Annotated in this window: 24 protein-coding genes and 1 pseudogene; 14 read left to right on the top strand and 11 right to left on the bottom strand. The window is 71.3% G+C overall.

The genetic code is table 11. The annotated features are described in order from the left end of the window. Positions 1-89: 89 nt before the first annotated feature. From F4561_RS02110 to F4561_RS02100, 3 genes are read right to left on the bottom strand one after another with little or no spacing between them, the layout of a single operon-like run. Positions 90-1586 (bottom strand): class I SAM-dependent methyltransferase, encoded by a 1497-nt coding sequence (locus tag F4561_RS02110; RefSeq protein WP_184574242.1) that lies wholly within the window; start codon positions 1584-1586, stop codon positions 90-92. Next, positions 1576-2556: a methylenetetrahydrofolate reductase gene (locus tag F4561_RS02105; protein WP_221445330.1), complete on the bottom strand. Its 981-nt coding sequence runs from the start codon at positions 2554-2556 to the stop codon at positions 1576-1578. The genes F4561_RS02110 and F4561_RS02105 overlap by 11 nt, the downstream gene beginning before the upstream one ends. Further along, on the bottom strand, positions 2553-3098 hold the full coding sequence (locus tag F4561_RS02100; RefSeq protein WP_312885099.1) for a methylenetetrahydrofolate reductase C-terminal domain-containing protein: 546 nt from the start codon (positions 3096-3098) through the stop codon (positions 2553-2555). Before F4561_RS02100 ends, F4561_RS02105 begins: the two co-directional genes overlap by 4 nt. Before the next feature lie 435 nt (positions 3099-3533). On the opposite strand from F4561_RS02100, the gene F4561_RS02095 reads away from it, so the two are divergent. Both F4561_RS02095 and F4561_RS02090 read left to right on the top strand, forming a co-directional pair. Then, complete coding sequence (locus F4561_RS02095) at positions 3534-4862, top strand: PucR family transcriptional regulator (protein ID WP_184574238.1); 1329 nt, start codon at positions 3534-3536, stop codon at positions 4860-4862. Then, positions 4862-6664, top strand: a complete 1803-nt coding sequence (locus F4561_RS02090; RefSeq protein WP_184574236.1) for a bifunctional homocysteine S-methyltransferase/methylenetetrahydrofolate reductase — start codon at positions 4862-4864, stop codon at positions 6662-6664. Before F4561_RS02095 ends, F4561_RS02090 begins: the two co-directional genes overlap by 1 nt. A gap of 11 nt (positions 6665-6675) precedes the next feature. On the opposite strand, the gene F4561_RS02085 is transcribed toward F4561_RS02090, so the two are convergent. The 3 genes and pseudogenes from F4561_RS02085 to F4561_RS33550 all read right to left on the bottom strand — a co-directional run. Then, positions 6676-6954 (bottom strand): hypothetical protein, encoded by a 279-nt coding sequence (locus tag F4561_RS02085; protein WP_184574234.1) that lies wholly within the window; start codon positions 6952-6954, stop codon positions 6676-6678. Positions 6955-7150: 196 nt separating this feature from the next. Continuing rightward, a complete protein-coding gene (locus tag F4561_RS32240) occupies positions 7151-7306 on the bottom strand; it encodes a helix-turn-helix domain-containing protein (protein WP_246437344.1) in 156 nt (51 codons plus the stop codon). Between the two features lie 260 nt (positions 7307-7566). Further along, a pseudogene (locus tag F4561_RS33550) lies at positions 7567-7647 on the bottom strand (hypothetical protein); the annotation flags it as partial. Between F4561_RS33550 and F4561_RS02075 the strand changes: the two are divergent. After that, complete coding sequence (locus F4561_RS02075) at positions 7614-8153, top strand: MFS transporter (protein ID WP_184574232.1); 540 nt, start codon at positions 7614-7616, stop codon at positions 8151-8153. The pseudogene F4561_RS33550 and the gene F4561_RS02075 sit on opposite strands and share 34 nt — an antisense overlap. After that, entirely contained in the window at positions 8090-8485 is a 396-nt protein-coding gene (locus F4561_RS02070; RefSeq protein WP_184574230.1) for an MFS transporter, read from the top strand. Before F4561_RS02075 ends, F4561_RS02070 begins: the two co-directional genes overlap by 64 nt. A gap of 55 nt (positions 8486-8540) precedes the next feature. Here the strand turns inward: F4561_RS02070 and F4561_RS02065 are convergent, their stop codons facing one another. Both F4561_RS02065 and F4561_RS02060 read right to left on the bottom strand, forming a co-directional pair. Then, complete coding sequence (locus tag F4561_RS02065) at positions 8541-10388, bottom strand: sensor histidine kinase (protein WP_184574228.1); 1848 nt, start codon at positions 10386-10388, stop codon at positions 8541-8543. Next, positions 10378-11109, bottom strand: a complete 732-nt coding sequence (locus tag F4561_RS02060; protein WP_184574226.1) for a response regulator — start codon at positions 11107-11109, stop codon at positions 10378-10380. Before F4561_RS02060 ends, F4561_RS02065 begins: the two co-directional genes overlap by 11 nt. Before the next feature lie 159 nt (positions 11110-11268). Between F4561_RS02060 and F4561_RS02055 the strand changes: the two genes are divergently transcribed. From F4561_RS02055 to F4561_RS02040, 4 genes are read left to right on the top strand one after another with little or no spacing between them, the layout of a single operon-like run. Further along, positions 11269-11799 carry a hypothetical protein gene (locus F4561_RS02055; RefSeq protein WP_184574224.1) on the top strand — a complete coding sequence of 177 codons (531 nt, stop codon included), beginning with the start codon at positions 11269-11271 and terminating at the stop codon, positions 11797-11799. A gap of 37 nt (positions 11800-11836) precedes the next feature. Next, positions 11837-12997, top strand: coding sequence for a peptidoglycan-binding protein (locus F4561_RS02050; RefSeq protein ID WP_184574222.1), 1161 nt, complete (start codon positions 11837-11839; stop codon positions 12995-12997). Continuing rightward, positions 12994-13716, top strand: a complete 723-nt coding sequence (locus tag F4561_RS02045) for an ABC transporter ATP-binding protein (RefSeq protein WP_184574220.1) — start codon at positions 12994-12996, stop codon at positions 13714-13716. The genes F4561_RS02050 and F4561_RS02045 overlap by 4 nt, the downstream gene beginning before the upstream one ends. Continuing rightward, positions 13713-14918 (top strand): ABC transporter permease, encoded by a 1206-nt coding sequence (locus F4561_RS02040; protein ID WP_184574218.1) that lies wholly within the window; start codon positions 13713-13715, stop codon positions 14916-14918. Before F4561_RS02045 ends, F4561_RS02040 begins: the two co-directional genes overlap by 4 nt. 241 nt (positions 14919-15159) lie before the next feature. Here F4561_RS02040 and F4561_RS02035 read toward each other — a convergent pair whose 3' ends face one another. After that, the gene (locus F4561_RS02035) at positions 15160-15843 is read right to left on the bottom strand and encodes a haloacid dehalogenase type II (RefSeq protein ID WP_184574216.1); all 684 of its coding nucleotides are present in this window, start codon (positions 15841-15843) and stop codon (positions 15160-15162) included. Between the two features lie 95 nt (positions 15844-15938). Here F4561_RS02035 and F4561_RS02030 point away from each other — a divergent pair, with 95 nt between their 5' ends. Continuing rightward, entirely contained in the window at positions 15939-16682 is a 744-nt protein-coding gene (locus F4561_RS02030; RefSeq protein ID WP_184574214.1) for a Crp/Fnr family transcriptional regulator, read from the top strand. 143 nt (positions 16683-16825) lie between these two features. Further along, a complete protein-coding gene (locus tag F4561_RS02025) occupies positions 16826-17263 on the top strand; it encodes a hypothetical protein (RefSeq protein WP_184574212.1) in 438 nt (145 codons plus the stop codon). Here F4561_RS02025 and F4561_RS02020 read toward each other — a convergent pair whose 3' ends face one another. Both F4561_RS02020 and F4561_RS02015 read right to left on the bottom strand, forming a co-directional pair. Next, the gene (locus tag F4561_RS02020) at positions 17264-18157 is read right to left on the bottom strand and encodes a cytochrome c biogenesis CcdA family protein (protein ID WP_184574210.1); all 894 of its coding nucleotides are present in this window, start codon (positions 18155-18157) and stop codon (positions 17264-17266) included. Then, complete coding sequence (locus tag F4561_RS02015) at positions 18154-18732, bottom strand: redoxin domain-containing protein (RefSeq protein WP_184574208.1); 579 nt, start codon at positions 18730-18732, stop codon at positions 18154-18156. The genes F4561_RS02020 and F4561_RS02015 overlap by 4 nt, the downstream gene beginning before the upstream one ends. Before the next feature lie 406 nt (positions 18733-19138). On the opposite strand from F4561_RS02015, the gene F4561_RS02010 reads away from it, so the two are divergent. The 4 genes from F4561_RS02010 (at position 19139) to F4561_RS01995 (ending at position 23007) form a co-directional block, all read left to right on the top strand. Next, the gene (locus F4561_RS02010) at positions 19139-21031 is read left to right on the top strand and encodes a CASTOR/POLLUX-related putative ion channel (protein ID WP_184574206.1); all 1893 of its coding nucleotides are present in this window, start codon (positions 19139-19141) and stop codon (positions 21029-21031) included. Between the two features lie 342 nt (positions 21032-21373). Then, entirely contained in the window at positions 21374-22225 is an 852-nt protein-coding gene (locus F4561_RS02005) for an SAM-dependent methyltransferase (protein ID WP_184574204.1), read from the top strand. A 33-nt stretch (positions 22226-22258) separates the two neighbouring features. Beyond that, positions 22259-22711 (top strand): hypothetical protein, encoded by a 453-nt coding sequence (locus F4561_RS02000; protein WP_184574202.1) that lies wholly within the window; start codon positions 22259-22261, stop codon positions 22709-22711. Positions 22712-22812: 101 nt separating this feature from the next. Next, positions 22813-23007, top strand: a complete 195-nt coding sequence (locus F4561_RS01995; protein ID WP_184574200.1) for a hypothetical protein — start codon at positions 22813-22815, stop codon at positions 23005-23007. Positions 23008-23062: the final 55 nt, after the last annotated feature.

The raw sequence follows: 23062 nt of genomic DNA, 5'->3' as shown, positions 1-23062 counted from the left end.
CCGCCGGTGGTCGCGGGTGCGGGGACAACCGGGATACGCCGGAGTGGGGCGCCTCCAGTCGCACGGATGCGGCCGGGCGCGTCCCCGCGTCAGTCCCGCGCCCGTGCGGTCATCGTGACGATGTTGGTGCCGCTGCGGTGGCGGAACGGAGCGAAACCCACGTCGAAGCCCTTGCGGTGGCCGACCTGCGCGAGCAGCGGCCCGTTCACCCAGTTCACCACCGATCCGTCGTACTTGCCCGGCCCCCGGAAGCTCGTCCGGTACTCCTGCACGTCGGTCACGAACAGGTCGTGGCAGACCAGCGTGCCGAAGGGGTGCAGTAGGCCGAGGGTGTCGGTGAAGCTGGCCAGCGCATCGTTGCTCACGTGCATCCGGACATCCGCCCCCGGCTCCAGCAGGGGCCGCAGCGCGTCGCCGCTGACCGAGGGCGCGAGCGGGTAGCGGCCGAGTCCGCCGAGCGGAACGTAGCGCTCTTTGAGCCGCACCAGGGACCAGGTCCGCCGCCAGAACTCCACCGCGGCCCAGGTATCGGCGAAATGCGCCGGCGCGGCTTCCGACAGGAGGGACGGGCCGAGCCGCAGCAGCTCGCGCACCAGGCCGGGCAGCTCCTCCGGGCTCGCCGCCACCGACTCGGCGAGGTCCGCGGCCTCCGCCGTCGGGAGGTAGGCGCGGGTCTCCACCCGGTAGGTACGGCCGCCGATGTGCGCGATCTCGTCGGTGGGCAGGTTGTCGTAGACGTTGGAGAGGTAGACCAGGAACGCCTTGTCCCGCAGGAAGCCCAGCGAGGCGCTGGGCCGGGTGGCCTCCATCGCGAACACGCTTACCCGTGCGGCGTGGTCGGCGACGTTTTCCCTGGCTGTGTCGAGCACGTTCCGCGAGTAGTCGCACATGAGGTAGCGCAGCCGCCGGTAGTAGTCGCGGCCTCGCTCCCGGTCGATCTCGCGGAAGACGTCGAGGAACACCCGGGCCTGGTTGCCGTTGCCCACCCCGAGCTCCACCACGTACAGCTCCTCGGGCAAACCGCCGGAGGCGGCCAGCCCGTCCCACACCGTGAACAGCTCGCGAATGAGATCCGCGGCCGCGTCGCGGTTCCGGGCGTCGCTCTCCCCACCGGGTAGCGCCTGCTCGTACCCGCGGCCGGAGGCCGCCTCCCAGCTCCGCAGAGCGGACCAGTACAGCGCGTTGAACTCCCAGACGCAGCTCTCCCGCCCGGGGCACCAGTCCTCCAGGAACACGAGGTGCCCGGCGTCCTCCCGCAGCCGGCCGGCGGTGACCTCGCGCAGCGGCAGGCCCGAGCTGCGCCGGAGGTCCACGGCGATCTCCACCTGGTCGTCGTGGTTCTCACGGGCGGTGCCGGGGGCGGGTACCGGATCGCGGGCGGTGGCGTGCCGGCGGGACAGGATGGGCCGGAGCTCCACCACGTCGCGGAAGTTCTCGCGGTACTGGACCCAGTCGCAGACCAGCCGCAGCCGGTCCAGGTCGGCGGCGTCCTCGGTGAGCGCCTGCACTACGGGTGCCACCGAGCTCGTGAGGTCGATCGGGGTCTCGCCCACCAGGCGGGTGTGCGGCCGAAAGTCAACGATCATGGTGGTTGCCTCCCTCGGGGGTGGTGCTGGCGGCCTTGGTGCGGGTCGCGGGTCCCACGCCGGCCCGCTGGAGGATCTCGGGCACCCGGCGCTCCTGGCCGAATGCCATTACGTGCACGCCCGCGACACCGGGGATCGCGGTGAGGCGCTGGATCGTCTCGACACACAGGTCGATGCCCGTGTCGGCCACGCGGTCAGCGGGCACCGCGCGCAGCCGCCGCTCGACGTGGCCGGGGATGACGACCCCCGGTACGCCACTGCGCATGAACTCCAGCGCGCGCAGCGAGCGGATCGGGCCGACGCCGGCGATGACGGCGCAGTGTTCTGTGACCCCGAGCTCGCGCAGACCGGCCATCCACCGCTCGAACGCCTCGATGTCGAACACGAACTGGGTCTGGGCGAAATCCGCCCCCGCGGCGACCTTCTTGGCGAGCCGCCGGGCCCGGAAGCCGGCGGGAGGCGCGAACGGGTTCTCCACTGTGCCGATGGACCACGCGGGCGGGGTGGCGATCTTCCCGCCGGACATGAGAGCGCCGTCGTCCCGCAGGGTGCGCGCCGCCCAGACGAGCTGCACTCCGTCGAGGTCGAACACCGGTTTGCCCTCGGGGTGGTCGCCGAACCGCGGGTGGTCACCGGTCAGCATCAGCACGTTGGGAACGCCCAGCGCCCCGGCCCCCAGCAGGTCGGACTGCAGGGCGAGGCGGTTGCGGTCGCGGCAGCTGAGCTGCATCACCGGTTCGAGGCCGGCGCGCAGCGCCAGCAGGCTCGCGGCCAGGCTCGACATGCGGACCCGAGAACCCTGGTTGTCGGTGATGTTGACCGCGTCGACCCAGTCCCGCAGCAGTGCGGCGCTGCGCCCTATGGCCTCGGGGTCGCAATCGCGCGGCGGCTCGACCTCCGCGGTGACCGCGAAGTGCCCCGCGGCCAGGGTCCCCCGCAGCCCGGCCGCACCGCCGTCTGGAAGGCTCACCACTGCGCCGGCCCAGACACGGGGCTCAGCGAGGGGTGCGGGTTGTCGCCGGTGGCCCCCGTCCACAGGTTTTCGTCGCGCCCCTGCCAGTAGTTCACCCATGAGCTGCGGCCCCACTCCCGGTTGTCGAGCGGGCGCTGCAGCAGGTCGAGGTCGCCGCTGTGGCCGGTTCGCTCGGCGCGGTCGAACGCGGTCACCCACACGCAGGACATTTCGGGGTACACCTCGCATCGCCCCGCTGGCGACACGCCGCCGCACGGCCCGTTGCGAAGCTGTTTCGGGCAGGTCATCGGGCATGTGTAGGCGGTGGCCGGCAGCGCGCATTGGCCGCACATGCGGCAGCCGAACAGCGCTTCCTTGCCGGCCCGCTCGCCCGCGGTGAACCAGCGGTACAGCGTCGGGCGGCGTTCGAGGTAGCTGGCGAGGCGGCGGTAGACCGCGTTCGCCGCGAGGAGGGTGTGCAGCGCGTAGGCCGCGCGGGCGGGGAGCCGCGGGCGCGACGGCCTGGGCCACGGGCTGCCCGGCTGAGCTGTGCTGGTCACGATCGTTCTCCCGGTCTCCTGGTGAGCCGGACTACTCGGTGCCCGCCTCTAGCGAATTCGGTCGGCAATTCTCGGCTCGCTCACAAAATTCGAACAAAGCGTTGGGGGCCATTCCGTCCATTTGTCTCCTGCTCGCGAACCGCCGAACACTCGAAGTATCGCAGCGGAGAAACGGCAATGTCTTCGGCTTTCACGGCAACGTGTACGCTGGTTTTTTGTGGCCGCGCACAACGATACATCAACCCTCCTTACGCGCAGTGATCGCCGTAACTCGGGGGTTTGGGTCAGCCACCGCGACTCCGGACACCCATTCCTGGGAGCGAGAACAAGAAAAATGGCACTCATTTTGTGTTCTGCCACAAAATAAACAATCCCGTTTCACGGACACCGGTGCGGCCATTGCTCGCACGGGATCCGCGGCTCTAGGGTTCGGGCATGAGCACGGCTCCCGAGCCAGCGACGGACGCGGCCGGGTACCCCCCGCGCACGCCCGGCCGAGAGCTCCCCCGGAAAGGCGACCCCGCCGACGAGGCCCTGTTCCTGCGGCGGATCGTCGCCATGTGCGGCCAGCTTTCCGCGATGGCATCCCAGGACACCAACCTCGCGATGGTCGTGCGGTTCCTCTCCGAGGGCGTGGAGGCGCAGGTCGCCCTGCTCGACCGCACACTTGAGGTGCTTGCCTACGCCGGAATCGACGATCCGGCCACCGTCCTCGGCAAGCTGCGGGAGCACGCCGGCGGCTCCGGGCCGCACACCGTGCTCGCCGCGGCGGCCCGCAACCGCCGGCCACTCACGGTCCCGGTGCTGACCGACGACGAGGCGTCGGTGATCGTCGCCCCGGTCTCGGTGGGGGAGGACGTCGCCGGCTACCTGCTCGCGGTGGGCGGCCGCGAGCACGGCTCTACCGAGGACATGCGGCTACTCGTCACCGAGCACGCCGCCATGGTCTGCGGGGTGATGCTCGGCCGGGACGTGGTCGTGGCCGCGGCGGCCGGGCGGGCCCGGCAGGAGCTCTTCGAAGGCCTGCTGCACGCCCGCGATCGCGAGGACGGCGAGGTCGACCGGTGGGCGCGGCACCTCGGCTACGACCCGACCCGCGCGTACTACGTGCTGGCCGTCGCCCTGGCCCGCGCTGACTCGGGGGCCGGGATCGCCGGCGTCGAGCCGCTCGTCTCCCGTCTCGCTCCGAGCGCCATCGTGGCCAGCCGGCCGGGGGAGGTCGTGGCCATAGTGCCAGCGGACGACCGGAACGGCGACGGCCTGGCCGAGATCCGTACGCTGGCCAAGTCGTGCGTCGACGCGATCGGGCGCCGCATCGGCGCGGCCGCGGTCGGGGTGGGCAGCCCGTGCCGCACCGCGGCCGACATCGCCCGCTCCTACGCCGAGGCCAGCCGCGCCCTCGCCGCCACGTTGCGGATGGGCGACTCGGGCGGTGTCACCGCTTTCGCCGAACTCGGCATCCACCGGCTCCTGCTGCGCGTTCCCGACGTCGCCGACCTGCGCGCGTTCGCCGACGAGGTGATCGGCAGCCTGACCAGGGAGCAGCAGGCCACCGGTGTCGAGTACCTGGACACGCTGTCGGTCTACTTCAATGAGGGCAGCAGCCCGCGCCGCACAGCCGAGCGGTTACACGTGCACCCCAACACGGTGAGCTACCGGATCCGACGCGTCGAGGAGATCACCGGGCTCTCCTTCAACGTGCACCGTGATCGGCTGATGGCCGAGGTCGCCGTGGAGATCCTCACCGGACTCGGGAGTCGTTGATGAACCTTGGCCAGACCCTGCAAAACGGGATCCTCGTCTGCGACGGCGCGATGGGCACGATGCTGCACGCCGCCGGCAACTCGCTGGACCAGGCGCTCCCGGCGCTCAACCTGACCAACGCCGCACTGGTGGGCACCATCCACAACAGTTACGTCGACGCCGGGGTCGACGTCATCCAGACGAACACCTTCGGGGCGAGCCGGCTCCGGCTGTCCGCGTACGGGTACGGCGACCAGGTCGAGGAGATCAACCGCGCCGGCGTGCGTCTGGCCCGGGAGGCCGCACAGGCCGGCCGGTCAGTGCTGGTCGCCGGATCGGTGGCGCCGGCCGTGAACGTGCACCAGCGGCGCCGGACCAGCGCCGCACAGCGCCGCGACGCACTGCGTGAGCAGGCCACCGCGCTGGCCGGGGCCGGCGTGGACCTCGTCCTGCTGGAGACCTTCGGCTACCTTGACGAGCTGGTCGAGGCGGTCGAGATCGCGACGGAGCAGGCCGCCGTGCCGGTCGTCGCGCAGGCCACCTTCGGCAGCGACACCCGCACGCTCAGCGGGCACACCCCGCGCGACGTCGTCACCGCACTCGCCGGCGCCCCGATCGAGGCGCTGGGGTTCAACTGCACGCTCGGCCCGCAGGGCTCGCTCGCCGTGCTGCGCGCGCTCCGCGAGCACACCGACCGCCCGCTGACCGTGCAACCCAACGCGGGACTGCCCCGCAGGGTCGCCCCGGCGCGCTTCGAGTACGACATCGACTCGGAGTACTTCCTCCGTTATGTCCGGGAGCTGCTCGACTCCGGCGCGCGGCTGGTCGGTGGCTGCTGCGGCACCACGCCGACCCAGTTGGCCGCCATCGTGCAGGCCGCCGAGGAGTACCGGCGGCGGAGCGGCCCGGAGCTGGTGGCGACCCCGCGCGCGAGCGCGCGGCCCTCGACCGCCGCGGACGGCCCGGCTCCTATCACCGGGCCCGACGAGTTCATGGTCGAGCTGGCCCCCTCGCCAGCGGGCGGGGTCGAGGAGTCGCTGGACATCGCACGCCAACTGCGGGACGCCGGGATCGGGCAGGTGTCGGTGGTTGGTTCCCGCAACGCCCGAGCGCAGGTGAACCCGGTCAACCTCGCTCTGCACCTGCACCAGAGGCTCGGCATCGAGACTCTGGCCAGTGTCACCACCTGGGACCGGACCATCATGGCGCTGCAGGCCGACCTGCTGGGCGCGCACACGCTCGGCCTGCGCCGGATCATCTGCGAGACCGGAAACCCGCCGCTGCTCGGCGACTACCCGCACGTCGACGGCATCTGGGACGTCGACTCCTACGGCCTCATCGAGCTGCTCGCCGGCCTGAACAACGGCGAGGACTACTCCGGATTCCAACTGCCCGCGAAGACCGAGTTCGAGATCGGTGCCCGGATCAACCCGGGCAGCCGCGAGCCCACCCGGGAGGCGGCCAGGGCCACCTGGAAGATCGATGCCGGCGCCCGCTTCCTCGTCACCCGCCCCGTGTTCGACCCGGCCGACCTGGAGCGCCTCCTTGAGCTCATCTCCACCGACAACGTGTCGGTGCTGGCCGCCGTGCAGCCGCTGACCTCCTTCGCGGAGGCCGAACTGCTCGCACACGAGGTCCCCGACGTCCGGATCCCGCGCCGCACGCTCGACGCGCTCTACAACGCCGGGGACCACGCGCACGGGGTGGGCCTGGAGCTGACTCTCGACCTGGTGTCCCGGATCCGCGGTCTGGTCAACGGTGTGGTGCTGGCGCCCACGGCCAACCCGGTCGCGACGGTGCGCGCCATCGTGGCCGGTTCCTGACGCCGCCGGCGTTACGCGTCGGCGTGCGAACGCGCCTGCGGGAGCTCCTGGGAGAAGCCTTCAGGGATGAACGTCCCGGAGGGCACCGGACGCGGGGGCCGTGCGGCCGGCGGGCGCGACGCACGCAACTGGGCGACCGTGGCCCGCAGCTCGGTGACCTCCTTGCGCAGCGCCTCGATGGTCGCCCGATCCCGCTCGGCACGTTCGGACTCCACGGCACCGGTGATGCGGGACAGTTCGTGCATCACCGGAGAGAGCGGACCCGCCTCCTGATGGTTGGCTGATGACATCACGCCTCCAGGTCGCCGATGGTCAGGCGTCGAAGGGGCACGCCTGTTCACCGAGCGTATGCACCCCGCCCCGGCTGCCGAAATGTGCGCGACGTCAGCGTTGCCCAGCCCTTCGTTGGGGGTGAGCACAACAGGCCCGGAGGGCGGAAACGGCCGCCGGGACGGGGCGTGGCGCGGGGCCCGAGATTGGCCGTGTTCAACGCGCGGATCCGGCTGCGCGCCGCCACGTCGAAGGACTGCGGCCGCGGACGCGTTTGAACGCCACGCTGAAGGCGAAGGCGTCCTCGTAGCCGACCTGGCGGGCCACGGTGGCGACGGTTGCCTCGGTGTCCCGAAGCAGGTCAGCGGCCATCTGGTGAGGTAGGTGAGCGGAGGTTCCCCGACGACGTTGGTGAAGCGTACGGCGAAGGCGGCGCGGGACATCCCGACCTTGGCGGCCAGCGCTGCGATGGTCCACCGGTGGGCAGGGTCGTTGTGCATGAGGTACAGTGCGTCGCCAATCACGGGATCGGCCAGCGCCCGGCACCAGGCGGGCAGCGTCTCCTCTTGCCTGGCGCACCAGGCCCGCAAGGCCAGCACCAGCACGAAGTCCAACAGCCGGTGCAGGGCGGCGTCCTGGCCGGGTTCGTCGTGGGCGGCCTCGGTGCCGAGCAGATCCAGTGCCGCCCGGGTCCGCGGCCCAGCGGACCGCACTCGACCCGCTCGGGGCGATCACCGTCACGACCGGACTGGGGCTGTTCATCTTCGCGGTCGTGCGCACCGAGAACGTGGGGTGGGGTGCGCCCGTCACCCTGGCCTGCCTAGCGGGGGCGGCCGCGCTACTCACCCTCTTCGTCATCATCGAGGCGCGCCACCGGGCGCCGCTCCTACCGCTCGCCGTGTTTCGCCTGCGCAACGTGAACGGCGGTGTGCTCTGCGGGATTCTGCTGTCCAGCGCGATGCTCTCCTTGTTCTTCTTCCTCACGATGTACATGCAGCGGGTTCTCGTCTACAGCGCGTTCGAGACCGGCCTGGCCTACGTACCGATGGGCCTCACGGTGCTCCTGGTCGCGGTAGGCCTGGCCTCTCGCCTGGTCAGCCGGTTCGGGCCCAGCCGCTGCTGGTCCTGGGATTCACCCTGGTCGCTGGGGCGCTGGTGTGGTTCGCGCAGGTCGATGTCCGCAGCAGCTACTTTCCCGACCTGCTCTGGTTGGCCCTGATCGCCGGGGCGGGGCTCGGGACGACCTTGGTCAGCGTTGTCAGCACAATCATGCACGCCCTCAGCGGGGAGGGCGAGTCGGGGCTCGCCTCCGGCCTGGTCAGCACTACCCAGCAGATGGGGGGTGCGCTCGGCATCGCGGTGCTCTCCACCCTCGCCTTCGCCCGGGTCGACGTCGCCCACGACCGTGCTCCCGGCGCGCCTTCTTCCGAAAGCGCGGCGGCCCTCACCGAGGGATTCCAGCTCGCGTTCTACAGCGCGGCGGGGCTCGCGCTCGGCGGAATCGTCCTCTCTCTGGTTGTCATTACCTCGGGCAGCCCACGGCGGGAGTAGCCACCGTCGGGCGCCGCGGCCGGTTGGGCGCCGGCGGCCCAACCGTGCCCGCCTCTCACTCCGGTTCTGCTCTCGGCAGGCGGATGCGGAACACCGAGCCCTCGCCCGGGGTACTGGTGGCGTCGACGGTGCCGCCGTGCGCCTCGACCAGGTGCTTGGTGATGGCCAGGCCGAGCCCGCTTCCGCCGGTGCTGCGGCTGCGCGAGGGGTCGGCGCGGTAGAACCGGTCGAAGACGTGCGGCAGGTGTTCCGGGTCGATGCCCGGGCCGGAGTCGGTGACGGTGAGCGTGGCCCACTCGTCGGTGTGGCATACCGCGACCTCCACGGACCCGCCGGGCGGCGTGTGCGTCACCGCGTTGGACACCAGGTTGCCCAGAGCCTGGCGCAGCCGTGCGGGGTCGGCGTGCACCGGCGCGGTCTCGGGGACGTCGAGGCGCAGGTCCACCTCGGCGGTCTCGGCCCGCGTGCGGTGCGCGGCCACCGCCTGGCCGGCCAGGTCGGCGGCGTCTCGCTCCTCCGGGTTGACGCGCAGCATCCCCGCGTCAGCGAGGGCGAGATCCTGCAGGTCGCAGACGAGCCGTTCCAGGAGTGTGGACTCCTCCAACAGCGACTGGACCAGCGCGGTGTCGAGTGGCAGCACACCGACCTCCGCCGCCTCCAGGGAGCCGCGGACGTTCGCCAGCGGCGTGCGCAGCTCGTGGGCCACATCACTGACCAGGGCCTTCTTTTGCCGGTCGCTGTTCTCGATCGACTCGGCCATGGCGTTGAACGCCTCCGCGAGCCGGGCCACCTCATCGTTGCCGCTTGCCACGGGCACGCGGGCCTCGCGGTCACCGGACTCCATACGCTGGGCGGCGGCGGTGAGCGCGAGAATCGGCCGCAGCAGCCGCCGCCCGGCCAGCACTGTGACGGCGGCCGCGACGAGCAGGATCACCGCGGTGGTCACCGCGGTGCGCGACCAGCCCTCCGGGGACAGTGGCGCGAACCGCTCGCTCGACCCCAGGTACAGGTCGGCCGCCGGGGCGACGTACGGCTCCATCGCCGTGGCCCGCGCCGTGTCCTCGCAGCGCTTCCACACACGCGAGGGCTCGTCCTGGCCGTTGCCGTCCGCGGGAGGCCGCACCACACTCATGCCGTGGGAGTCCCGCGAGACCTCGTGGGCCAGTCCCTCGTCATCGAGGCACGCGGTGGTCAGTTCCACGGTGCGCTCGTTGAGGTCGCGGGCGGCGACGCTGGGCGCGTTCAGGTCCTCGGGAACGCAGGACTCAACGGAGGGTGACTCGGGGTCGGGCAGCCCGGCACCGTTTCCCCCGGTGCTGGAGGTGCTCAACAGCAGTTGGCTCCCGCCGCGCACGTCGATCGTGGCGTCGATCCCCTCGCGTTCGAGGCATTCGACCGCCTCGTCCGCGAGAGCCTGCCGTTCGGCCTTCTCCTGCTCGGTCATCTGCCAGCTATAGGAGCCCAGGGCTGTGTTCGCCGAAATCCCCGACGTCGATCCCGAGCGCTGCGTGGCGACGGTCAGCTCGCCCGTGCCCTTCTGCGCGGCCGCGTCGATGCGGGCGGCCGGGTTCGCCGGCCGGTCGCCGGCCGCCTGGCCGAGCAGCTCGGCCGAGTCGATGATCGGCTCGCCATCGGGCGTGGTGAGGGTGATCCGGCGCCCGGTCTCCTCGGCCAGGTCGCGAACCAGGGGTCCGGCACCGTCCCACCCGTCGTTCTCCAGTGCGTAGCGGAGGAGGGTGCTGCGGATTCCGCTGTCGGTCTCCAGCAGCGAGGGGGTGCTCTCCAACTCATCACGCAACTGGGAACCCGTGCTGTAGGTGGCGAGCAACGCGGTGGCGACAATCCCGAAGGAGGCCACGGCCAGGGAGAGCCCCAACAGCCGGAGCAGCAGGCTACGCCGCATCGCCCGCCTCGTCCCCGTCCGCGGCCGCGTCCTCGGCGGGCTCGGACATCTTGTAGCCAACGCCGTACACGGTGAGGAGGTACCGGGGGCGGGTGGGAACCGGCTCGATCTTCCGGCGCAGGTTCATCACGTGGTAGTCGATCGTGCGCGCGGTGGCGTCCCGGCCGAGGCCGGACGCGTGCTCCAGCAGCAACTGGCGGGGGAACGCGCGACCCGGCGCCGCCGCCAGGCACGAGAGGAGATTGAACTCCGCCGGGGTGGTCTCCACCCGCGTACCGTCGACGCGGGCCTCGTGGCGCGCGAGGTCGACGCTGAGCCCGCCGACCTGGTACTGCTCCTGGTCGGCGGAGGTGGCGCGGGTGGCGCGCCGCAGCACGGTCCGGACCCGGGCGACCAGCTCCCGCGGGCTGAAGGGCTTGGTGAGGTAGTCATCGGCCCCCAGAGCGAGCCCCAGCAACAGGTCGTCCTCGCTGCTGCGGGCGGTGAGCATGATGACCGGGATGTCCTGTTCGGAGCGGACGACGCGGCACACGTCCAGGCCGTCCAACCGGGGCAGCATCAGGTCGAGCACCAGAAGGTCGACCCGCTGCCGCCGTACCTCCTCGACCGCGGACCGGCCGTCGTGGCTGATCGTCGTCGTGTACCCCTCGCGTTCGAGGAACCCCCGGATGAGACCGGCCTGCTTGCGGTCGTCTTCGGCAATCAGGATGCGTGCGGGCATGCCCCCGAGTCTGGCCCACCCCGCGCGGGCCCGCCATAAATGAAGCGGGATCTGACCACATTCCAACAGGTTTCTGACAATGCCTGCCGCATGCTGACTGCCGATCGACCGAGAGTCACGACGCGGTGTCGTGGCCGAACCGACCGAGGAGGCGATCTCATGCGCGGTCCACTGCTGGCCGCCCCTGCTCTGTTCCTGGTGCTGGGGCTGGCCGCCTGCGGGGGGAGCGGCGACAGCGGAGGAGGCGGTGGTGACCCGGTCGCCGCCGCTGAGGGCGGCGGGGCCGAAGAGGGGCCCGCCGCCATGGACGAGGAGCAGCGACTGGAGTTCTCCGAGTGCATGCGGGACAACGGGGTTGACATGCCGGACTCGCAGTCGAATTCCGGGGGCGGGGCGCCGGGCGGGGTCCCCGAGGGCCCCAACACCGAGGCGGCGATTGAGGAGTGCGAGGAACACCTGCCCAACGGTGGCGAGCCGCCCGAGGTGAGCGAGGAGGACCTGGAGAACCTGCAGGCGTTCACGGAGTGCATGCGGGACAACGACATCGACATGCCGGACCCGGGGGCGGACGGGACTCTCAACCTGCCCGAGGACGTCGACCCCAGCTCCAGCGAGTTCCAGGACGCGGGCGAGCAGTGCCGCGACGAGACCGGCGGTGCGCCCGTCCACGTCCAGAAGGGGAACCCGTGAACGGCCGCGCCAAGAGGCGGGGTTCGGAGGTGGCACGATGACGGAGACGACGCCCGAGCGGGAGAACGGGCGGCAGAACGAACCGCAGGGCGAACAGCGGAACGGGCCCACGGCCATCCGGCCCCGCCGCTGGCGCACGGTCGCGCTGTGCTCCGCGGGGAGTGTCGCCGTCGCGATGGCCGTCGCCGCCGGGTACTGGATCCCGCTGGGCGGCTCGGACGCCGAGGCGGCCGGCGAACCGGCGGCCCCACCGGAGACCGCTGAGATCACGCGCGGGACGATCGCGGAGACCGAAACATGGTCGGGCACGCTGGGCCGCGGTGACCCGTTCACGGCGAAGGCACCGCGGCAAGGCACCATCACCCGGATGGCCGAGCAGGACTCCGATGTCGGACGGGGCGACGAGCTGTACCGGATCGACGAGAATCCGGTGATCTCCCTGGTAGGGGAGATCCCGATGTACCGGGACCTCGCTCCAGGCGTCTCCGGGCGCGACGTCAAGCAGCTGGAGCGCAACCTCGCCGAGCTCGGCTACGACGGCTTCACCGTCGACCGGCACTACACCGGGTTGACCGCGAACGCGGTGCGGGAGTGGCAGGCCGACGCCGACCTCGACGAAACCGGCACCGTGGCGCGGTCGGACGCCGTGTTCGTGCCCGAGAGCGGAACCGTCGACGCCACGCACGCCGATGTCGGCGGCCAGGTCAGCCCCGGCGCGGAGGTGGTCGACGTCACCGGCTCCGACCCGGTGGCCACCATGGAGATGGAGGCCACCGACCGCGATCTGGTCGCGACCGACACCGAGGTCACTGTCCAGCTTCCCGGGGACGACGAGGTCACCGGAACCGTGGTCTCGGCGAGCGCCGTCCAGGACCAGGGCGGCGGGGGTGGGGACGAGCCCGAAGCCGACGACGCCACCGTCGAGGTCGAAGTCGCCCTGTCCGAGAAGGTGGACGGATCCCTGCTGGGCTCCCCGGTCGACATCGTCGTCGAGGTGGACCGAAGTGAGGACGTCCTGGTCGCACCGGTCACCGCACTGCTGGCGCTGAGCGAGGGCGGCCACGGCCTGGAGGTCGTGGCCGGCGACGGCACCACGTCGGTCGTGCCCGTCGAGACCGGACTGTCCGAAGGGGAAAAGGTCGAGGTCTCCGGTGACGGAATCGGCGAGGGAACGGTCGTGGGGGTGGCGGAACGGTGACGGCGCACCTCACGGACGCACCACCCGGGGAGTACCCGGTCGTCCAGCTCGCGGACGTCAGCCGGGTGTACCCGGGCAGTCCCCCGGTACGAGCGCTCGACAGGGTGAGCCTGCGCATCACCTCCGGCGACATGGTGGGCATCGTCGGGCCGTCCGGCTCGGGCAAGTCGACCATGCTCAACATCCTGGGCACGCTCGACCGGGCCGACTCCGGGCTGGTGCGAATCGACGGCCACGACGTCAACGAGCTGACCGACCGCCAGCTCTCGGCACTGCGCGGCCGCCGGATCGGTTTCGTCTTCCAGCAGTTCTTCCTGCCACCGGGGGTACCCGCGCTGGACAGCGTGGCCGATGGCCTGCTCTACAGCGGGGCACCGCTCGGGCGGCGGCGCGAACTGGCCCGGCGGACGCTCGACAGGGTCGGCCTCGCCGACCGGGCACACCACCGGCCCAACGAGCTCTCCGGTGGCCAGCAGCAGCGCGTGGCGGTGGCACGGGCGCTCGTGGGTGAGCCGTCCCTGCTGCTCGCCGACGAGCCGACCGGCGCGCTCGACTCCACGTCCAGCGCCGCCGTCATCGAGCTGCTGCGCGAGCTGCACGGCGCCGGAACGACGATCGGGGTCATCACGCACGACCACAACGTCGCCAACCAACTGCCGCGCCAGGTACGCCTCCTCGACGGCCGGATCTCCTCCGACGAACGGGTGGGGCAGCCATGAACAGGGCGAACCCGACACCTTCACGGCTGGGTCCCCGGGATACCGTGCGCGTCGCGGCAGCAGGGCTGCGGGCGCGCCCCTTGCGGGCCGTGCTGTCGGCCCTGGGGATCGCCATCGGTATCGCCGCGATGGTGGCGGTTGTGGGCATCTCCGCGAGCAGCCGCGCCGAGGTCAACGAACAACTTCGGGCCCTGGGAACCAACCTGCTCACGGTCACGCCGGGCGATTCGTTCGACGGCGAGGAGGTCACACTGCCCGAGGAGAGCGTCGACATGGTCTCCCGGATCGAGCCGGTGACCAACGTCAGCGCGGTCGGCGCGGTCGAGGACACGGCGGTCTACCGCAACGACAGGATCAACGAGAAGGAGACGAACGCGCTGGCGGTGAACGCCGCCCGGCTCGACCTGCTCGACACCGTCGGCGGCACGGTCGGCTCGGGGCGCTGGCTGGACGACGCGCTCGCGTCGTACCCCACCGTGGTGCTCGGGTCCACCGCCGCGGAGCGCCTCGGCATCACGCACACCGACGGCAGCGTCCAGGTATGGCTCGGTGGCGAGTGGTTCACGGTCGTGGGCATCCTCGATCCGATCCCACTCGCGCCCGAGCTGGACTCCTCGGCCATGGTCGGCTGGCAGGCCGCCTCGGACCGGCTGGGTTTCGACGGCACGCCGACGACCATCTACGAGCGGTCCAACGAGGAGGCCGTGGACAAGGTGCGCTCCCTTCTGCCGGCGACGGTCAACCCGTCGGACCCGCAAGAGGTCAAGGTCAGCCGACCGTCGGATGCCCTCGCCGCGCAGGCGGCGGCCGACGAGACGCTCACGTCGCTCCTGCTGGCACTCGGCGGCGTCGCGCTGCTGGTGGGTGGGATCGGGGTGGCGAACACGATGGTCATCGCCGTGCTCGAACGCCGCTCCGAGATCGGCCTGCGACGGGCCCTGGGCGCGACCCGGGCGCACGTCCGCCGGCAGTTCCTCGGGGAAGCGGTGCTGCTCGCCGGCCTCGGCGGGATCGGCGGCGCTGTTCTGGGCGGTGTCGTGACCGCGGTCTTCGCGGCCGCCAGTGGTTGGTCGTTCGCGTTGCCCGTGTGGGTGCTCGCGGCGGCGGCCGGCGCGACCGTCGTCGTGGGAGTGGTCGCGGGCGCCTACCCGGCGGGCCGGGCGGCCCGGATGCCGCCCAGCGAGGCGCTGTCGACCGTGTAGGTCGGGCCGCTTCCGACGAGGAGCGGCGCAACCGCAACAGCACAGCAGCACCGGGCCGGGTACGCGTTCGCGTGCCCGGCCCGGTCGCGTCCGGCGCACACCGCGCGCAGCACCGGCACCGAACACGCAAAGACTTCCTGGGCCGCCGGGGAGCCGCCCACCCACCGGCCGCTCCCCACGGCGCGGCCCGCACCTCGTCTGCGACCCGCCCGCGTCCGGCGCATGTCGGGACACTCCCGCGTCACCCGGCGCCGCCCTGTGGCAGGGCCAGCAGCCCGCGCGCTACCTCGGCGAGGTCGCTTCCTTCGACGTCAGCGGGGGTAAAGATGTCGGCGTAGCGCCCTTCGCGCCGGCTGGCCCAGCCGGTGGTGAGGCCGGCCCGCTTGGCGCCGTGGCAGTCGAACGCGTGCACCGCGACCAGGGCGACGGCGCCGGCGGACTGTCCGAGCTGGTCGAGCGCGTGGTCGTAGACGCGGACGGGCGGTTTCCAGCTCCGCACGTCGGCCACGCTGATGACCCGGTCGAGGAACCCGTCGAGACCGTTGCGCTCCAGGAAGGCCGTGGTGGTCTCGGCGGCGCCGTTGGTCAGGCAAACCATCGCGACCCCGCCCTCGGCCAGCGCCCGCATTGCGGGCGCGGCATCGGGATGCGCATCGAGCGTCCCGAACCCGGCCAGCACATGCGCCACCGCGTCATCGTCGGTGTCGCCGCCGGCGACCGCGCGCAACGCCGCCCCGGCCACCCGGGGAAAAGGCTCGTAGTCGCCGGCGAGGGTCAGGGCCATGCCGTCGCGGAGCATCCGGTCGTACCAGTGCTCCAGCACGCCGGGGTCGAGGCCGGCCTCGGCGAGGCGCGGACGCAGGTTCTCCAGCGACATCAGCGTCTCGACCACGTCGAAGACCACGGTTCGCGGGCGGGTGGGCATGGCGCCTCCATTGGCGGATCCGGTTGGTCGCGTAGGGCATTCCCCTGTGACCACACGTTCACGCGGCGGCCGGGCCCGGGTGCCATGATGGGACTATGGCGATGTCCCGGTTGCCCTCCGAAGCCCTGCGCCAGGCGATGCGCCTGCTGGGGCCGGGCGATGCCAACGAGCTCACCATCCGGCAGGCCGCCTGGGTGGCCCGCTGCGTGGGACGCGGCGAGGCGGCTCCACCGACCTCCGACGACCTCACGGCGCTGGCCAAGTACCTGCACACGAGCGACCTCGCCCGCGGGGAGCTGGTCTTCAGGAGCGGTTCCGCGCCTCCGGGCGTCTGGATCGTGCGGCGGGGGCGTGTGGAACTGTCGGTGGGCTCGGGCCGGCGGCGATCGGTGGTGCACGTGCTGCAGCCGGGCGACGTCGACGGCGATATCCAGCACCTGCTGGACATGCCCCTCCCGTACACCGCGCACGCTCTGGACGACGCCACCCTGCTGTTCCTCAGCGCCGCCGACTTCGAGCAGTTGCTCAGCGAGCGGCTGACGATCGCACGGCGGTGGCTGTCCAGCGTCGCCCAGCGCCTGGCGGCCAGTCAGCAGCGCGTCATCGGGCTCCTCGGCCGGTCACTGACCGAGCAGGTGGTGCAGTTGCTGCTGGAGGAGGCGGTCGACGACCAGGTGCCGCTCCCGCAGCGGACACTGGCCGCCATGACCGGGGTGCAGCGCCCGTCGTTGAACAAGGTCCTCAAGGACCTCGAACGCAAGGGGCTGATCGGCGTGCGCTACGCCGCGATCGACCTCCGCGGCCCCGACGGGCTGAGCCGCATCCTCGGCTCCCGCTGACCCCGACGCTTCCTACGGACTGTGTTCGCTCCCTGACACATCACCCGCGGACCTCCCCTCCGCCGCGCAGACTCGGTACCTACTGCGGTTCTGTCCGCGATGGTCACGGACCGCCGGTCCGTGTCGAGAGTTCGGAGGAAACCATGTCAACGACGACCTACTTCCCCACCTCCAATGTGGTCGCGCACGCCTGGAAGGGTGTGGTGGCCGGCGTCGGCGGCGGCATCGTGTTCGGGGTGCTCATGGCGATGATGGGCATGCTGACAATGGTCGCCGGGCTGGTCGGCAGCTCCAGCGCCGGTGTGGGGGCGCTGGTGCACCTGGTGATCTCGGCCGGCATCGGCCTGGTCCTCGGGGTGCTCGCGGGGTCCTTCGCCGACCGGATCGGACCGGTACTCGGCGCCGGCCTGGTCTACGGGATGATCTGGTGGGTGCTGGGGCCGCTGGTCCTCATGCCCGCGATGCTGGGAATGCCGCTGTTCGCGGTGGACCAGGCCGCGATGATGAGCCTGGTGGGCCACACCATCTACGGCGTTGTCACCGCGGCCGTGCTCTACGCCCTCAGCCGGTGCCCCGCGTGACTACGTGCGTGGCGGGGACGGGGAGGGCTCCGCCCCTTCCCGCCGGGCACGCCGCAGAGCGGCCGCCGCGGCCCCGGTGAGCAGGACCGCGAGCGCCGCGGCGACCCAGCCGGGCCCGAGCTCCTGCAGCGAGCGGGCGAGCTCGGCCTGTATGCCGGTCGCGGCGCCGACCAGCGGGTCGTTGGGCGCCCCACCGGAGAACACCCGCAGCTCGAACCACCCGTAGTAGGCGACGTATGCGCCGGCGAGGACGAGCAGCGCCCCGCTGGCCCGGGTCACGTACGGCAGCGCGCGGCGCAGCCGCGCGGCCACGGAGTCGTGCGCCAGCGCCGTGGCCACCGAGACCGCCGCGACCACCAGCCCCATCCCGGCCGCGTAGGCAAGGAACATCGCGACCGCGCCAGCCGCGCTCGTGGAGCTCAGCGCGCTGGTGACCAGCGCCAGGAACGGACCGATGGTGCACGACAGCGACGCGACAGCGTAGCTGAGGCCGTAGACGGCGGCCCAACGCAGCGAGCGCACCGGCCGGCCCGCGCTGGGCTTGGGCAGTACCAGGGAGATATCGCGGCCGCTGAGCAGCCACCCGCCCAGGGCCACCAGGGCAAGGCCGGCGACGACCGTCACCCAGGGGAGATGGGGCTCCACTGTGAGCGCTAGTGGGGTGACGACCAACCCGAAACCCGCGAAGACCACCACGAATCCGCTGGTCATGGCAACGGTGCTGCTCAGGGCCCGCCGCAGGGAGCGCCAGCGGGCGCCCGGTGCGGGGGTGCCCTGGTCCTCGCCGGAGGCCACCAACAGCGCTATGTAGCCCGGCAGCAGGGCGAAGCCGCACGGGTTGAGCACAGCGAGCATGCCGGCGATGACGGCGATCGCGTAGGGCAGCTCGTTCACGACGCGTCCTGGCCGGCGTCCAGCAGCTCGTCGGCGATGTAGCCGTCGATCTCCTCCTCCGCGAGGGTGCCCGACACCGTCAGGTGGGTACCGTGCGGGCGGACGAACGAGAACGAGGGTTGCCCGGTGACGTCGAACCCGGACCAGATACCGCCGTCCTCGTCGACAATGTGCGTCATCTGCTCCATGCCGGTGTCGGAGACGAACTCCCGCATCGCGTCGACCTCGCCGCGCCCCGCGACACCGTAGAACTCCACCTCGCCCTCGTAGCGCGCGGCGACGTTGGCCACGTCCTCGGCCTCGCCGCGGCACACTGTGCACCAGGGCGCCCAGAACCACAGCACGGCGGGCTCGCCCTGCAGCGAAGCGCCTTCGAAGTCGTCGCCGTCAACGGTTCTGGTCTCGAAGTCGAGCCCTGTTCCGGTGCTCTCGCTGTCGCCCGAGTCCCCGTCGGCGGCCGGGGGCTCGGCGGCCTCCTCGGAGCCTCCGCCGTCACCGCCACACGCGGACAGCGCCAGGAGGACCGCCGCCGCGGCGGCGAGAGCCGGCACTGCCGAGCGAAGCTTTTCTCCCATGTGCACCTCCCCATCTCGGTCTCGGGTGTGCGTGCCACCCATGCGAACCAGAACCTGTCGACGTGTGGTCGGCGGATGGCGGCTCCTCCCGGATAGCGCCGTCTCCGTCCACCACTGGCCGCCTCCCGCGAGCCGCGACCCCGGGGAGGCTCCCCTAGTGTGGCCTCCGGAGCCGCGGGGCACACCCGACGCGCCACTTACCGAACCATTACGGCCGGCCGGCTCGGGACAGGTACACGCACACCTGCCAATCCCCCCGCCGGCCGAATCCGGCATACTCCGCGAATCCGGGTAAAATCCGAGCTCCGGGAAAATCATCAGGCTTTCCAGCCATCGGCGCCCCTGACCTCTTGGCGCCCGCGTCCCCCGGCTCAGTCTTCACTCTTCACGTCATTGGGGTACCGGTATGCCAACGGTTACGCGGCGCGAGCGACTGCGTTACTGGTTCGACGGCACGATGGCGAAGGGCACGCCCGCTCTGGTCGGCTGGCTCGCGGTCGTCCTGGTCACGATGGTCCTGTTCTTCGGGCTCGGCACCTGGGCGCTCGTGCCCCGGACCGGAGAGCTCGCGGACGCGGGGTTCTTCAAGACGCTGTGGCTGACCTTCGTCCGGATCATGGACCCGGGTGCGATCGGCAGCGACGACACCTCCAACGTGGCTTTCGTCGGGATGATGCTGCTGGCCACGCTGGGCGGCATCCTCGTCTTCAGCGCCCTGGTGGGCGTGATCGCCACGGGCCTCGACAATAAGCTCGTCGAGCTGCGCAAGGGCCGGTCCCGGGTCATCGAGCGCGACCACACGATCCTGCTGGGCTGGTCGGAACAGGTGTTCATCATGCTCAGCGAGCTCATCGAGGCCAACGAGAGCGAGAAGCGGGCGGCCGTCGCCATCCTGGCCGACAAGGACAAGGTCGAGATGGAGGACGAGATCCGCGAGCGGATCAGCGACACCAAGAGCACCAAGGTGATCTGCCGGACCGGGAACCTGCTCAACCCGTACGACCTGGAGATCGCCAACCCCGACGAGGCGCGGTCGATCATCGTCGTCCCGGCCAACGGCGAGGAGTCCGACAACGAGGTCATCAAGACCCTGCTGGCCCTCTCCCACCGCTCCGAGCGCCGCGGCCAGTCCTACAACGTCGTGGCGACCGTGAACGACTCGCTCAGTATGGGCGCCGCACGGCTCGCCGGCGGCAGCGGGACCTACATCGTCGACGCCGACGATGTCACCTCCCGGTTGGTCGTGCAGACCGCCCTGCAGTCGGGCCTGTCGGCCATCTACACCGACCTGTTCGACTTCGGCGGCGACGAGATGTACCTGACCGAGGAGCCCCGCCTCGTCGGCGCCTCCTTCGGCCAGTCGCTGTTCGCCTACGAGACCTCAAGTGTCCTGGGGATGCGGCTCGCCAACGGACGAACCGTGCTCAACCCGCCCCCGGACACCCGGATCGCCGAAGGCGACCAGCTCATCGTCATCGCCGAGGACGACAGCGCCATCCGCCTGGGCAGCCGTCCGCCCGGCATCAACGAGGAGGCGATCCTGCGGCCCCAGCCCCGCACTCCAACGCCGATCAGGGTCCTGGTCATGGGATGGAACGAGCGTGCCGCACTGATCGTCGAGCAGCTCGACTCCTACCTCGCACCCGAGTCGGCCATCCACATCGCGGCGCGCCAGCCGACCGCCCAGGACGAGCTCGACAAGGTCAAGCCGAACCTGAAGAACACGTCCGTGATGCTCGCCGACGCCGACATCACGGAGCGCGGCTTCCTGGAGCGCGTGGACTTCTCCATGTACGAGCACGTCATCGTGCTGACGTACAACCACATCGAGCTGCAGGCCGCCGACTCCCAGACCCTGGTCACACTGCTGCACCTGCGGGACCTGGCCAGGCGCCGCGGCGAGGACTACTCGGTCGTCAGCGAGATGCGCGACGACCACAACCGGGAGCTCGCCCAGGCCACCCAGGCCGACGACTTCATCGTCAGCGGCAAGCTCATCAGCCTGCTGATGACGCAGCTCTCGGAGAACCCGCACCTGAACCCGGTGTTCACGAACCTGCTGGACCCCGAAGGCTCCGAGATCTACCTCAAGCCGGTCGTGGACTACGTTCGGCCGGATATGCGGACCGACTTCTACACCGTGGTCGAGTCCGCCCGAAGGCAGGGGCAGATCGCCATCGGCTACCGGATCCAGGCGCGGTCCACGGAACCGGACGCCGGTATCGTCCTCAACCCGGATAAGCGCGAGCACGTGCGGTTCACCCCGGACGACAAGGTGATCGTGCTCGCCGAGGACTGAACACGCCGTGCGCCCACCCCGCGCGCGCGGGCGCCGGAGCCGGCGCCACCCGGCGTGACCGGGTCCGGCCGCGAGCCGTCGCCGCTGTCCCCCGCCGGGCGTGGCGCGGGCCCGAAACGGGCCCGTACGAGCAGGGACGACGCCCGTCTGGAGCCCCAATACCGGGCGTGCCGCGGGACGGTTCCTCCCCGCCACGGCCGCGCGGGAGACGCGGCGCTCGGCGCATAATCTGAGTCGGTGGACGGCGGTGCCGCCATTCGCGAACCCCCGGCAGAAGGCGCTGCGCCACACGCGGGGCGGAACAAAGTCCGCCCTTCTCCCCCACTGGCAAGGAGACCACGAATGACCGGCGAAAGCGCTTCCCCGCAGCCTGACGTCCCCACCGACCGTCCCACCGCGGCCCGTATCTACGACTACGGGCTCGGCGGCAAGGACAACTACGCGATGGACCGTGAGCTCGCGAAGGGAACCCTTGAGGTGTTCCCGGAGATGCTCGATGTCGCGCGGCAGAACCGGCTGTACCTGTACCGGGCGGTACGCTACCTGGCCGCCGAGGCCGGAATCTCCCAGTTCCTGGACCTCGGTAGCGGGCTGCCCACCGACAACAACGTCCACCAGGTCGCCCAGGAGTTCGCCCCCGAGTCACGGGTCGTCTACGTCGACATCGACCCCATCGTGCTGGTGCACGGCCACGCCCTGCTCGCCGACAACCCCAACACCACGGTCATCACCGCCGACATGACCCAACCCGAGCACATCCTGGGCCACCCCGACACCCAGCGGCTGATCGACTTCAACCAGCCGGTAGGAGTGCTGATGTTCTCCATCCCGCACTGCATCCCCGACGACGAGGGCGCCAGACGCGCCATCCAGGGGCCGATGGAACACGCGGCCTCCGGCAGCTACCTGGCGATCTCCCACGTGGTCTCCGAGGATCCCGTCGCCGCCGCGGAAATGAGCGCGGCAGTCGTCGAGCAAGGAGTGCCCTGGAAAACCCGCACCCCCGATGTTCTCGACGGGTGGTTGCGGGAGCTGGAACCGGTCGAACCGGGCCTGGGCGATATCGTCAACTGGCGCCCCGACCCCACCCAGCCACCGCTCCCACCCGCTCCGGGCGAACTCAACCGCTACGTGGGCGCCTCTGCCGGGGGCAAGGACATGTTCGAGTACGGCGGGGTACTGCGCAAGCCCTGAGCACCCGCCCCACCTATCGCCAGGGAGATGACCATGCGATCCCAGCCTGTGGGTGCCGCGCGGCGGTACCTCGCCACTCCACCGAAGTGGCGCATGACGACCGGGCGCGCCCTCATGTGGTGCGCGTGTGCCAGCGCGGTCGCCGCCGCGGCCACGGGCCTACCGGGGGTTACCGCGTCGGGGCCCGGCAGCCTCATGGCCGAGACCTGGCGGCTGTACGGCTTCCTTGTCTTCGCGGCGCTCTTCGCGCTGCTGGCCTACCGCCCACTGGGTTATCGCTGGGTGTGGGAGATCGTCATCGTCAATAAGCTACTCCTCGCGGTAACGGCCGGCGGGTTCGCGCTCGGCGTCCTCGGGCCCGGCGAGGAGGTAAGCGGGGCCGTCGACGCCGCCGTGGCGGACGGCCTACTGGTGGTCGTCGCCGTCCTCGCCTACGTGCTGTGCCGGGGATGGCGAGCGGGCCCCCGCGCGAGCACGCCAGAGTGACCGGCTCCGGTCGCGGCGCCTCGTCGACGGCCGCATCCGGCATGGCCCCACCCGCGCTCTGAAGTCCTGAAGTGCGGTGGAACAGGCACGATACCGACGGGGTGCCGCGGACGCCGTCCGGAGAGCTGACGGGTCTGGAACCGGTCGAGCCGGGCCCGGGCGGCATCGCCAACTGGCGCCCCGGCCACACCCAACCGCCACCGCCGCCCGCTCCGGGCGAACTCAACCGCTACGTGAGTGCGTCTGCCGGGGGCAAGGACATGTTCGAGTACGGCGGCGTGCTCCGCAAACCGTGAGCCGCGCCCGTTCCACCCCGGCTCCAGGCCCCCGCGCCCCGCTAGCGGGGCGCCA

The organism is Lipingzhangella halophila, from assembly GCF_014203805.1.
Taxonomy (GTDB): Bacteria; Actinomycetota; Actinomycetes; order Streptosporangiales; family Streptosporangiaceae; genus Lipingzhangella; species Lipingzhangella halophila.
Note: the sequence above shows the minus strand (reverse complement) of the source record. Positions and strands in the feature narration are given on the sequence as shown.